At 66.7% G+C, this 11345-nt stretch carries 9 protein-coding genes, 3 tRNA genes and 2 pseudogenes; 6 read left to right on the forward strand and 8 right to left on the reverse strand.

All coding sequences use genetic code 11. The features are described from left to right. The 5 genes and pseudogenes from BS38_RS26320 to BS38_RS0123675 all read right to left on the reverse strand — a co-directional run. Positions 1 to 324, reverse strand: a pseudogene (locus BS38_RS26320) (ABC transporter substrate-binding protein); the annotation flags it as partial. Positions 325 to 402: 78 nt separating this feature from the next. Then, positions 403 to 1419 carry a LacI family DNA-binding transcriptional regulator gene (locus BS38_RS0123660; RefSeq protein ID WP_028272976.1) on the reverse strand — a complete coding sequence of 339 codons (1017 nt, stop codon included), beginning with the start codon at positions 1417 to 1419 and terminating at the stop codon, positions 403 to 405. 702 nt (positions 1420 to 2121) lie between these two features. Then, positions 2122 to 2197, reverse strand: a tRNA-Phe gene (locus BS38_RS0123665). Positions 2198 to 2245: 48 nt separating this feature from the next. Then, a tRNA-Asp gene (locus tag BS38_RS0123670) sits at positions 2246 to 2319 on the reverse strand. A 92-nt stretch (positions 2320 to 2411) separates the two neighbouring features. Then, a tRNA-Glu gene (locus BS38_RS0123675) sits at positions 2412 to 2484 on the reverse strand. 184 nt (positions 2485 to 2668) lie between these two features. Here BS38_RS0123675 and BS38_RS0123680 point away from each other — a divergent pair. Next, complete coding sequence (locus BS38_RS0123680) at positions 2669 to 3694, forward strand: PHP domain-containing protein (protein WP_028272977.1); 1026 nt, start codon at positions 2669 to 2671, stop codon at positions 3692 to 3694. Between the two features lie 36 nt (positions 3695 to 3730). On the opposite strand, the gene BS38_RS0123685 is transcribed toward BS38_RS0123680, so the two are convergent. Together BS38_RS0123685 and BS38_RS0123690 are read right to left on the reverse strand one after the other, a co-directional pair. Continuing rightward, the gene (locus tag BS38_RS0123685) at positions 3731 to 4276 is read right to left on the reverse strand and encodes a methyltransferase family protein (protein ID WP_028272978.1); all 546 of its coding nucleotides are present in this window, start codon (positions 4274 to 4276) and stop codon (positions 3731 to 3733) included. Positions 4277 to 4391: 115 nt separating this feature from the next. Next, the gene (locus BS38_RS0123690; protein ID WP_028272979.1) at positions 4392 to 4994 is read right to left on the reverse strand and encodes a LysE/ArgO family amino acid transporter; all 603 of its coding nucleotides are present in this window, start codon (positions 4992 to 4994) and stop codon (positions 4392 to 4394) included. 69 nt (positions 4995 to 5063) lie between these two features. Between BS38_RS0123690 and BS38_RS0123695 the strand changes: the two genes are divergently transcribed. From BS38_RS0123695 to BS38_RS0123710, 4 genes are all read left to right on the forward strand, one after another. Beyond that, the gene (locus BS38_RS0123695; RefSeq protein ID WP_028272980.1) at positions 5064 to 5963 is read left to right on the forward strand and encodes an ArgP/LysG family DNA-binding transcriptional regulator; all 900 of its coding nucleotides are present in this window, start codon (positions 5064 to 5066) and stop codon (positions 5961 to 5963) included. A 108-nt stretch (positions 5964 to 6071) separates the two neighbouring features. Further along, positions 6072 to 7085: a DMT family transporter gene (locus BS38_RS0123700; protein WP_028272981.1), complete on the forward strand. Its 1014-nt coding sequence runs from the start codon at positions 6072 to 6074 to the stop codon at positions 7083 to 7085. A 9-nt stretch (positions 7086 to 7094) separates the two neighbouring features. Next, on the forward strand, positions 7095 to 7523 hold the full coding sequence (locus BS38_RS0123705; RefSeq protein WP_028272982.1) for a metallopeptidase family protein: 429 nt from the start codon (positions 7095 to 7097) through the stop codon (positions 7521 to 7523). A gap of 14 nt (positions 7524 to 7537) precedes the next feature. Then, complete coding sequence (locus BS38_RS0123710) at positions 7538 to 8464, forward strand: cation diffusion facilitator family transporter (protein WP_028272983.1); 927 nt, start codon at positions 7538 to 7540, stop codon at positions 8462 to 8464. A gap of 53 nt (positions 8465 to 8517) precedes the next feature. Here BS38_RS0123710 and BS38_RS27785 read toward each other — a convergent pair whose 3' ends face one another. Then, a complete protein-coding gene (locus BS38_RS27785) occupies positions 8518 to 10164 on the reverse strand; it encodes an S-layer homology domain-containing protein (RefSeq protein ID WP_081819045.1) in 1647 nt (548 codons plus the stop codon). A gap of 300 nt (positions 10165 to 10464) precedes the next feature. Between BS38_RS27785 and BS38_RS0123720 the strand changes: the two are divergent. Then, positions 10465 to 11345 (forward strand): annotated as a pseudogene (locus tag BS38_RS0123720) (C40 family peptidase); the annotation flags it as partial.

Genomic DNA, 11345 nt, shown 5'->3' on the forward strand with positions numbered 1-11345 from the left:
GATGGACTTGCCGTCCCCGGCCGCCTTCCATTCACTGGCCAGCCACGGGGTGGTGTCGCCCTTGGCCGGGTTGTAGATGAGCAGGGATTCGTAGATGGCCTGCTGGGTCATGGGGGCCACTGTGGGGGCGAACGGGTTGAAGTTGCGGACGAACGTGCCCATGTCCTCGCGGGGAATGGTCAGGAGGGCGCTTTGCGCCGAGCCGTCAGCCTTGGCGGAACCGGAGTTGCCTGCATTGGCCGAGCATCCTGTGAGCACCAGGGCGCCCATGGCCAGGCCGGCCGCCGCAATGCGGGCAGACCTCAGGAATCGTGCTTGTGTCATGATGGATATCTCTTTCCTCTTCTTCGCTGTGAAGGTGAAGGTGTGGTTAGGGGTTGCTGTTCAGTAGTTGATTTGCCGTCAGACTGAATAGCGTTCTAGCAGCGGACAGTCGACCATTTGCTGATGTGCAGTGATCGGCTGTCCTGCTGTAAGGCTTGCGAGTGTCTGGACACCCAGCGCACCCATCTCCTCGAAGGGCAACGCAACCGTGGTCAGCTTGGGCCTGAGGTAGGCCGCAATGAGTTCCTGGTTGTCGAAGCCGATCACGGCGATGTCTTGGGGGATGGCGAGCCCGCGCTCCTTGATGGCGTCATAGGCGCCCATAGCCATCCGGTCGTTGAGGCAGAACAAGGCAGTTGGCCTGCCTGCCCCGGCCTGGTACTTGTCGAGGATTTCGCAGGCGGCCTCGTAACCGCCATCCGCCGTCGCGTGCCCCGAGACCACGAGTTCAGGATCCAGTTCCAGCCCTGCGGCGGCCAGCGCTTCCCGGCACCCCTCCAAACGCCCGACGGCGGCGGGAATGTCCGGATCCAGGTTGATGACACCGATCCTGGAGTGCCCGGCCTGGAGTAAACGTTCGACGGCGACGCGTCCCCCGGCGCGTTCGTCCGGGACGATCGAGGGCAGCTTCCCGTCCGCGTCGAAGCAGTTGATGAGGACAGTGGGCACCTCGTTGGCACTCTTCGGAACGTGCACGGCCCGGTGGTAGGTGGCCGCGTAGAGAAGCCCTTCCACCCTTTGTTCCAGCAGCTTCTCAACGGCTGCATCTTCCATGCCCTGGTTCGGTCCCGTTGCATCCGCCTGGTCCGAGGGTGCGATAAGCAGGAACCGGCGGTGCAGCCAGGCCTGGTCCTGCGCGCCCTTGATGATGTCGACGGCGAACGGTGCCGTGACGATCTCTGTGACGATGCCGTACCAGTCGCTGCGCTGCGAGGCGAGGGCACGTGCACCGGCGTTGGGACGGTAGCCGAGGACCTGGACGGTTTCGAGGATCCGGGTGCGGGTTTCCTCGGAGATGCTGGCGTTCTCCCGGTTGCTGAGGACGAAAGACACCGCGGTGCGGGACACTCCCGCAGCCTTGGCCACGTCCGCCATAGTGACCCCGCGCTGGGCGGCGGGGGCACCCGTGCTGGCGGGGGCGCTGGTGGCCGGCCGGGCCGCGGCCGCATGGGCTGCGGGTGCCGACGCCGCTGCGTGTGTGCTCTTCGCCATTGAATGCTCCGGAATGTTGCCGACACTGGCCGCCCTGGCCAGCTGAAATTCTTTTGGTAACGCGCGTTACTTCGAACGTGTGATTTAGGTTACGCGCGTTACTCGGATCCTGTCAACGACTAATTTTGGAAGAGCCCTAATGCCGTCGTTTGAGGCCGCCGGGACTTTCTGAGGCCGGGGCGTGTGGGCAGCGCAGCATGGGGACCGCAGGGCGTCTCCGCTGTGCGGGGGCCGTGGCGGCAGGAACACAATCAGGGCTGCTGGCGGCCTGATCCTCACGACGCGCAAATCGCCTGGCGACGCGCAAATTACCTGGCGCACCCGATATATGGGGGTCGCAGGAAGTTTTGCGCGTCGCAGGGACATTTGCGCGTCGAAACCGCGCGGGCGGGCGCGCGGGCTGGCGCGTCGAAACCGCGCGGGCGAACGGGCGGGCGGGCTGGCTCAACGCGCCGGCTTGGCCCGGCATTCCTAAGCTTGTCCGCGGATCCAAACCTTCAGGGTCAGGATCCACGGACAAGCACCGGATACTCCACGGGCGTTAAAGAAGAAAAGCACCAGTTCCGAAGAACTGATGCTTCCCAGTGGTGGCTCCGACCGGCGTCGATCCGGTGACCTTTCGATTTTCAGTCGAACGCTCTACCAACTGAGCTACAGAGCCTAGGTGACATGTCACCTTGATGGCCGGAATTTCTTCTGGCAATCAGAGCGACCCTGACGGGACTTGAACCCGCGACCTCCGCCGTGACAGGGCGGCGCGCTAACCAACTGCGCTACAGGGCCTTGCTTGTTTCTTGCTTCACAGTTTCTCTACTGCTTTTTTCAAGGCTTCCAGCCTACCAGACTTTTTCATCCGGTTTGACCACTTCCTTGCGTACCCCCAACGGGATTCGAACCCGTGCCGCCGCCGTGAAAGGGCGGTGTCCTAGGCCGCTAGACGATGGGGGCCTGAACTCAATCCGGCTCATTCAGGGCAAAAATAAAGGGCCGAAGCCTTTCTTTTCCGCCCTTTCGAGTTGCTCCGAACTGGACTATAAAAGTGTAGGGCAGACCTTGGGAATATCCAAAATCGGCACCCCGCGGTTGGAAAGTCGGGGCAGAATTCAGCGCCGGGCGGGTGCAAGATGGACTGATGGATGCCGTTGATGCCCTCAATGAGATCGCCTTCTGGCTGGAACGCGAACTGGCCCCCACGTTCAAGGTCCAGGCCTTCCGGAAAGCAGCCGGCATCATCGGCGGCCTGGATCCGGCCGAAGTTGCGGCCCGTGCCCGCACCGGCAGGCTGAAAAGCATGAAAGGCATCGGGGACAGGACTTTCGAAGTGATCCGGCAGGCAGTCGACGGCGGCGTCCCCGACTATCTGGAAGGCCTTCGCGAACGGGGGCAGCAGCCACTCGCGGCCGGTGGCACCGAACTGCACTCGGCACTCCGCGGGGACCTGCACAGCCACAGCGACTGGTCCGACGGCGGGTCCCCGATCGAACTGATGGCGGACGCCGCGCGCACCCTTGGCCGGGAGTACCTCGCCCTGACGGACCACTCCCCCAGCCTCAAGATCGCCAACGGCCTCAGCGCCGAACGCCTCACCGAACAGCTCGACATTGTGGCGGACATAAACAACGACGACGGCGGCGGCAACTTCCGCCTGCTCGCCGGCATCGAGGTGGACATCCTGGAGGACGGGACCCTGGACCAGTCCCCGGACATGCTGGACCGGCTGGACGTCGTGGTAGCGAGCGTCCACTCGAAACTTCGTTCCGACAGGCGCACCATGACCGCCAGAATGCTGGGCGCCATCAGCGATCCGCAGATGAACGTCCTCGGCCACTGCACCGGCCGGCTGGTCCAGGGGTCCAGGGGAACACGGCCCCAGTCCGAGTTCGACGCCGAGCGGGTGTTCGCAGCGTGCGCCGAGCGGGGTGTCGCCGTCGAAATCAATTCCCGGCCCGAGCGGCAGGATCCGCCGGACGAACTGATCAGGCTGGCCCTCGATGCCGGCTGCCTCTTCAGCATCGACAGCGATGCGCACGCGCCGGGTCAGTTGGACTTCCTGCAGTACGGTGCCGAGCGTGCCGCTTCGAACGGCGTGCCCGCCGAACGGATCGTCACCACCTGGCCGCTGGACCGGCTGCTGGAGTGGACCGGCCGGGGAAAGTAGCACGCCGCCGAGGTCCGGGGCCCTGGCGGAAACTCCTCAGCCCCGGGCCGACTCCGGACCCTCCGGCCGCCACGGTGTGGGCCGGGGCAGCCAGCGCGGAACGTTCCGGCGGTACTCCTCGTAGTCGGCACCGAATTTCCGGGCCAGGACCGGCTCCTCGTACAACCTGACGAACGCCACCACCGGAATGGCGCCGACGGCCAGGGCTACGTAGAGCACTGGCTGGCCCAGCAGGAGTCCCTGCCCGGCAACGGCAGCGGCAATGGCCACGTACATCGGATTCCGCACGTACCGGTAAAGTCCACCCACCACCAGGTGCTTGGGCGGGGCAAACGGTGCGGGTGTGCCGAGGCCCTCCACGGCGAAGTGCACAAAGGAGTTCGCGATCACCGCCGCCCCTGCACCAATCAACAGGGCGCCGCCGACCTGCGCAGGCACACCGCCGGGGACGGGCGCCGCAACCTCCCAGCGGGTCAGGAGCCATGGAACCACGCCGGCCACAGTCGCAGGGGCGACGGCGAAGGCCGCTGTGCCGATCGCGGCGCGCCTTCTGTCACGGGCCGAGGCTGCGTAGGCTTTCATACCAGCAAGCGTGAACCCGCGGTGTTCAGCGGACAAGGGCCGACCGGCCCTCCCGGCCCTTCCGGCGGCCCGGGGGCAGGGGAACGACCTTCCGAGGCAGGGGAACGGACCGAATTCAGGCGACCAGCAGGATGGCCATGGTCACCATGACGACGGCGATGACGGCATCGAGAACGCGCCAGGCGCTCCGGCGGCGGAACACCGGAGCAAGGAACCGCGCGCCAACGCCCAGAGCGGTGAACCAGGCGACGCTGGCCAGCCCCGCGCCGGCCGCAAACCACCATCGGCCGTCCGGTCCGTGCGTGCTGGCGATTGACCCGAGGAGCAGCACGGTGTCCAGATACACATGCGGGTTCAGCCAGGTGAAAGCCAGGCCGGTTCCCAGGACCGCGGCCCAGCCGGCGGACTGCCCCGTCCCGAGCTGTCCGAGTGCCTGCCCGCGGACGGCGCGCCAGGCGGCGAAGGCGCCATAGGCCGCCAGGAAGGCAGCACCGGCCCAGCGCACCACCTCCAGTACCGCCGGAGCCTGTTCGATCACGACGCCGATGCCCGCTACTCCCAGCACGATCAGCACCAGGTCCGAGAGGGCGCAGACGGCGATGACCAGGGCGACATGCGAGCGTTGGAGGCCCTGGCGGAGGACGAACGCATTTTGGGCGCCGATGGCGACGATGAGCGAGAGGCCGCTGGCCAGGCCTGAGAGAACGGGGAGGATCACCCTTACAACGGTAGGAGGAACCCCAGCATGAAACCAGTTAAACATTCTGCGGATAGATAAGATGAGCTAATGATAGACATCCAGCCGGACCAGGCCCGGACGCTGGCGGCCATCGTCGCGAAGGGCAGCTTTGATGCCGCCGCCAGCCATCTGTCGGTTACCTCCTCCGCCGTCAGCCAGCGCATCCGCGCCCTCGAGGTGGCCGTCGGCCGTCCTGTGCTGAGAAGGACCAGGCCGATCGAACTCACCGAGTCAGGCCAGGCCGTGGTGCGGTTCGCCCGGCAGCTGGAGATGCTCTCGGCGGATCTCGCCGATGAACTGCAGCCGGGAGCCACCAATCCGGACACCCGCCTCACCCTTGTGATCAACAGCGACTCGCTGCACACGTGGGCGATGGCCGGGCTGGCTGCGGTGGCCGGGACGGTCCAGCTGGAAATCCTGCGCGAGGACCAGGATTATTCGCTGGAGCTCCTCCGCAGCGGCGCGGCGGCAGCGGCCATCACGGCCACCGCCAAAGCCGCCCCGGGGTGCACTTCCCGCCGGCTCGGCGTCATGCGCTACCTGCCCGTCTGCACGCCGGCCTTTGCCGAGCAGTGGTTCGACGGCGGGGCCGCGTTCGAAGGCGCGGCGGCGGCGGAGGCACTGGCGAAGGCGCCGGTCATCATCTTCGACCGCAAGGACGACCTGCAGGACCGCTACCTGCGGCGGTTCAGCCGGAAACCCGTCGAACCGCGGCGCCACTACGTGCCCGCAGCACACGAGTTCGGCGAGGCCATCCGGCTGGGCATGGGGTGGGGCCTCCTTCCCGAAATTGAAATCGGCGACGACCTGGACCGGCGAACACTGCAGACCCTGGCCGCCAAGTCCTTTGTGGACGTCCCGCTGCACTGGCAGCAGTGGCGGTACGGATCGGCCGTGCTGGACGGCGTCGCGTCTGCCATCCAGGACGCGGCGCGCGTCCTGAGGTGAAGCCCGGCAAAAGCACCTGCCGGTAGCAGGGCAACTTTGGCAGGATCTCGACTAGACGTGACCGATTTCCGCCAGCCCCGCCGCCGCGGCGGGGGCTAGATTGGCAGCATGGCTACAACCGCCGCACCCGGCCCCACTCCGTCCGCAGGCCCCCACGAAGGGTCCCCGCACGCTGCCCCCGCACCCGCCCCGCAACCCCCGACGCAACCCCAGACGCCAGGCAATCCGCCCGCCGCCAGCCCCTCTCCGAAGCAGGCGCCAGTCAACAAACTGGGCGTCGCCGCCGTCGTTATCACGGTGGTCCTCTGGGCCTCCGCCTTCGTGGGCATCCGCGCCGTGGGCCCAAGCTTCTCCCCCGGTTCCCTGACCCTGGGACGGCTGGCGATTGCCGCCGTCGTCCTCGGTGCGGTGGTGCTGCCGAAGCTGCGGATGCTGCCGAAGGGGCGGGAATGGTGGCCCATCCTCGCGTACGGCGTTATGTGGTTCGGCGGTTACAACGTGGCCCTCAACGCCGCCGAGCACCTGCTGGACGCCGGCACCGCGGCCCTGCTGATCAACGTCAACCCCATCCTGGTGGCCGTGATGGCCGGCATTCTCCTCAAGGAAGGCTTTCCGCGCTGGCTGATCATCGGCAGCCTGATAGCGTTCGCCGGCGTCGCGGTGATCGCGCTCAGTTCGGGCCAGCGTTCGACGGCGGATGTGGCCGGCGTGCTGCTCTGCCTCCTTGCCGCTGTGCTCGCCGCCGTCAGCGTGATTGTCCAGAAGCCGGTGCTGCGGAAGTTCCCGGCGGCCCAGGCCACCTGGTTCGGCATCATGGTGGGTGCCGTCTGCTGCCTGCCGTTCACCGGCCAGCTGGTGGCCGAACTGCAGCAGGCCCCGCTGCCGGCCACCCTCGGACTGGTTTATCTGGGGATCTTCCCGACAGCGATTGCGTTCACCACGTGGGCGTATGCCCTGTCCCTCATCGACGCCGGTAAACTGGCCGCCACCACCTATCTGGTGCCCGGCACCACCATCCTCATCTCGTGGCTTGTGCTCGGCGAAGTGCCCACCGTGTGGGGCCTGGTGGGCGGCGCGATTTGCCTGGTGGGAGTGGCGCTGACCCGGCGCAGGTCCCGCTAGAGTCTTGGTATGCCCGCCAACCTGCCGCCCGGCCTGCCGATCGTCCCGGACGGGGCGGACAACGATGCACCGTTTCCCATGACCGATGAGGACTTCGAATCGGCCGTCAGCGACGCGCTGGAGCGCATCCCGCCGGAAGTGGCCAAGGCCATGGACAACGTGGCCGTCTTCATCGAGGACGACTACGTCCCGCCGCCGGGCGAGGACCCGGACACAGTGTTACTGGGCCTTTACGAAGGCGTGCCGCTGACCGAGCGTGATGCGTGGTGGGGTGCGGGGTCGCTACCGGACCGCATCACCATCTACCGCCAGCCCATCCTGGAAATCTGCGCGTCCCGGGAAGAGGTGATCCAGGAGGTGGCCATTACCGTGACACATGAGGTTGCCCACCACTTCGGCATCAGCGATGAACGGCTGCACGAACTTGGCTGGGACTAGCTAGCCTTGTAGGCATGGGACACGACCACAACCACTCGCACGGCCTCTCAGCCACGGGCACTGCCAAGCACCGCAAGCGCCTGATCGCCGTCCTCAGCATTACCCTGGCCGTGGTCCTGATCCAGGTCGTCGGGGCCGTGATCTCCGGATCCCTGGCCCTGCTGGCCGATGCCGGCCACATGCTGTCCGATGCCGCCGGTGTGTTCATCGCCCTCCTGGCCGCGTGGATCGCCACCCGGCCCGCCAGCGACCAGCGGACCTACGGATACCAGCGCGCCGAAGTCCTCGCGGCCCTGGCCAACGCGCTGGTGCTGATTGTGATCTCCGTGGTGATCTTCACCGAAGCCATCCGGCGGATCGGTTCGGCCCCCGAAGTCCAGACCGACGTGATGCTCTGGGCCGCTGTCCTCGGCGCCGTGGCCAACCTGGTGTCGCTGCTGATCCTGCGCGGCGCCCAGAAGGAGAGCCTCAACGTGCGCGGCGCCTACCTCGAGGTGCTGGGGGACCTGCTGGGTTCGTTCGCCGTCATTGCCGCTGCCGTGGTGATCATGGTGACGGGCTTCCAGGCGGCGGACACCATTGCCTCGATCGTCATCGCCCTGATGATCCTGCCCCGGGCGTGGCACCTGCTCCGCGACGTGGTGGATGTGCTGCTGGAAGCGACCCCGAAGGGCGTTGAAGTCCAGATGATCCGTGAGCACATCCTGTCCGTGCAGGGAGTTGTGTCCGTGCACGACATCCACATCTGGACCATCACCTCAGGTGTCCCGGTCTTCTCCGCCCACGTGGTGGTGGAGGACGCCGTACTGAGCGCCCGCGGGGCCGACCAGGTGCTGGACAAGCTCGCCACCTGCCTGGGCTCGCACTTCGACACCGAGCACTGCACATTCCAGCTGGAGCCGGAGAGCCACTCCGAGCACGAGTCCCACCAGCACGCCTGAGGTGGTTTGAGCTTTTCTGTAGCGCCCGCACGGGGCGGTTCCCACCTGCCTGGCTACTGCGGCATGGGCTTGTCCGGGTTGGTGAGCCGGTACAGGAACGCAGCCATTGCCTCCCGCGAAACCGGCGCGCCGGGCCGGAAGGTGCCGTCCGGATATCCTGTGCTGATCCCGGCAGCAGCAGCCCAGCTCACTTCCCGGTGGAAGGGATCGCCGGGACGGACGTCACTGAACGGCGCGGTAGCCGGCGCAGTGTAGACGGGCGCCCGGTTCACGGAAGTGGCATACCGGTTGAGGAATGCGGCCATGGCTTCGCGCGAAACCGGCGTCCTGGGTCGGAAGGTGCCGTCCTCGTATCCGGTGGTGATGCCGTGGCCGGCCAGCCACGTGATCTCCTTGTAGAACATGTCCCCGGGACCAAGGTCCCTGAATGGTGAGACGGCGGGCGGAACAAACCAGGCCGGGGAACCGGCCTTCCGAAACAGGAAGGCGGCCATCGCGTCGCGTTGAATGCTGTCCAGGGGCCGGAAGGAGCCGTCCGGGTATCCGGTGCTGATCCCCGAATTCGAAAGCCAGCTGATTTCGTGGAAGAACTGGGCATTTGCGGGGACGTCGGTAAAGGCCTGGCGCGCGTCTCCCGTAAGGGCAACCCGCGAGACGGCCGAACCCGCGTGGACGATGAAGAGGGTGGATCCGTCGCGGCTGATGACAACGCCCCGCGGCGAGCGCCCCACAGGGAAGGTTGCGGTGACGGTTTCGGTGGCCGTGTTGAAGACCAGGATGTGGCCGTTTTCGCTGCCGTCGACAACGTAGGCCGTGCGCTCGTCCGAACTGAAGGCGACTGCGCTGGCTACGCCCGTGAGCGGGACTGTATGCGAAACCGCCGTGGCGGTGTCCACAATGCCGACGACGGCCGGGTAGATGCAGCCCGTGATGTACAGGCGCGATCCGGAAGGGTTCAGCGTGAGGGCGGAGCTTGCCGTGCAGCCGGTTTCAATTGATTTCACAACCCTCCGCTCCGCAACTGAAAGCACGTGGATGCCTCCCGACAGCAGGTCACCGACGTAGAGCGTGCCCCCGTCCGGGCTCACTGCGAGCTGCCCTCCTGGCTGGCCGGGAACCGGGACTCTGGCGACAATCGCGCTCGAAGCCGTGTCGATGAAGGTGACATTGCGGCCCTCGTACATGGCGCCGTAGAGCGTGCGCCCGTCCGGCGACAGGGCCAAGCGTCCGCCGCCCCGATCCGTCTCGATCCTCGCGGTCACGGTGTTTGTCTGCGTGTCGACGATCTGGACAATGCCCGGTGCCGTGCCCGGGTCGCGGGGGTTCTGGGTATGGCCGCCGCTGCCGACGTAAAGCCGCGAACCGTCGTCGCTAAGCACAACGCCAGAGGTGCTCAGCGCTCCCGGAATGGTCGCCTGAAGGGCGCCGGTGGCGGCATCCTGGACCGTGACATTGCCCGAGCTCATGTAGAGGGCATGCGGAACGTAGATCTTGGACCCGGACGGATGAACGGCGATTGCAGACGTGAAGCGCGTCGAACCCGCGGCCGGAAACGACGCCGACACCCAGTAGCCGGAGGTCGACGCCGTCATCGGGGCGGGAGCGCCGATCACCACCAACATCACGGCGAGCAGGACAACGATGCCCGCTCTGCCCCTCCGATGCCCGGCGAAAAGCAGTTGGCCGCGACGCTGTTGCATGAGAAATCCCCTCGCCCGAACGGATCAGGCCCCCCAACCTGTTCACCGTACGGCGGCCCTTCGACCGGCCGCTAGCGTGGCGACTACTCGTTTCGCCCCTTTCCCGACACGCCAGCCGAAAATGCGACGGAATCACACTGTTGTTGTTTATGTTATTGATGTGACCAGTGTTGCCAAAGTTGCAACCGGCCACGTAGCCTCGGGAGTGCTGGCACTCTGCAGCGGGGCTTTTCCCTGTGAAAATCACGGATGACATTGAATTCCTCGCGCGCTCCAGCCTGACTGTTGCGAGGTTACTTGATGGGTTTGACCGGATCCGGCCGCAAAGCGGCTGTGCTGTGCGCCGCCGTCGTACTCCTCGGATCCCTCGCCCTGCCCGCCGGGGCGGCGCCGCCACCGGCCACCGCCCAGCCGGCGCTCAGCGTTCCGGCGTCGCCGGAGATTCCCTCGCCCGAGGAGATCGCGGCTGCCAAAGCCAGTGAAAGCGCGACGGCGGACCAGGTCACCAGAATCGACCGGATCCTTGCCGACGCCGCCGCAGCCCAGGAGGCCAGTTTTGCCGCGGCCATGCAGGCCAACAATGCCTACGGTGATGCCCTGGTCACGCTCGGGATCCGCCGCGATGCCGCCGCACTTGCCTCGGCGAAGGCCGCATCTGCCCAGGCCGAACAGGCGAAGACCCGCAAGCAGGTGGGACAGCTGGCCGGGGCCCTCTACCGCAACGGTGGACTCAATCCCGCGCTGAGCACTTTTGTTAGTGGGAACGGCGAGGTGCTGAAGCAGGCCGCCACCCTCGAAGCCATTTCCGCCAGCCGGAGCCGGGCATTTGAGGCGGCCGACAACGCCGCCTCGGCCTCCCAGTCGCTGACTGCCGCGGCGGAGGACGCCAACCGTGCCGCCGACGACGCGGCCAGGTCCGCCGAAGACCGCAAGGTTGAAGCCGAACGCGCCAACGCGGCGCAGGCGAAGGCGGTCTCCGAGGCGAAGGCCCAGCGCACCGTGCTCGTGGACCAGCTGGCAAGCCTCAAGAACACCACGGTGGCACTCGAGTCAGCCAGGGTTGATGCGCTGGACCGCCAGCGTGCCCAGGAACGGCTGGCTGCCGTCACCGCTGCAGCAGCTTCCCAGGCTGCGGCCCGGGCGGAGGCAGCGCCCAACAGCCCGGCCCCGGGTGCCCCCGC

The organism is Arthrobacter sp. UNC362MFTsu5.1, from assembly GCF_000685965.1.
Taxonomy (GTDB): domain Bacteria; phylum Actinomycetota; class Actinomycetes; order Actinomycetales; family Micrococcaceae; genus Arthrobacter.

Coding starts and splice junctions, on each gene's coding strand:
- BS38_RS0123660 (WP_028272976.1), bottom strand. CDS start 1,419: ATGGCGGACGTGGCCAAGGCTGCGGGAGTGTCCCGCACCGCGGTGTCT.
- BS38_RS0123680 (WP_028272977.1), top strand. CDS start 2,669: ATGGATGCCGTTGATGCCCTCAATGAGATCGCCTTCTGGCTGGAACGC.
- BS38_RS0123685 (WP_028272978.1), bottom strand. CDS start 4,276: ATGAAAGCCTACGCAGCCTCGGCCCGTGACAGAAGGCGCGCCGCGATC.
- BS38_RS0123695 (WP_028272980.1), top strand. CDS start 5,064: ATGATAGACATCCAGCCGGACCAGGCCCGGACGCTGGCGGCCATCGTC.
- BS38_RS0123700 (WP_028272981.1), top strand. CDS start 6,072: ATGGCTACAACCGCCGCACCCGGCCCCACTCCGTCCGCAGGCCCCCAC.
- BS38_RS0123705 (WP_028272982.1), top strand. CDS start 7,095: ATGCCCGCCAACCTGCCGCCCGGCCTGCCGATCGTCCCGGACGGGGCG.
- BS38_RS0123710 (WP_028272983.1), top strand. CDS start 7,538: ATGGGACACGACCACAACCACTCGCACGGCCTCTCAGCCACGGGCACT.
- BS38_RS27785 (WP_081819045.1), bottom strand. CDS start 10,164: ATGCAACAGCGTCGCGGCCAACTGCTTTTCGCCGGGCATCGGAGGGGC.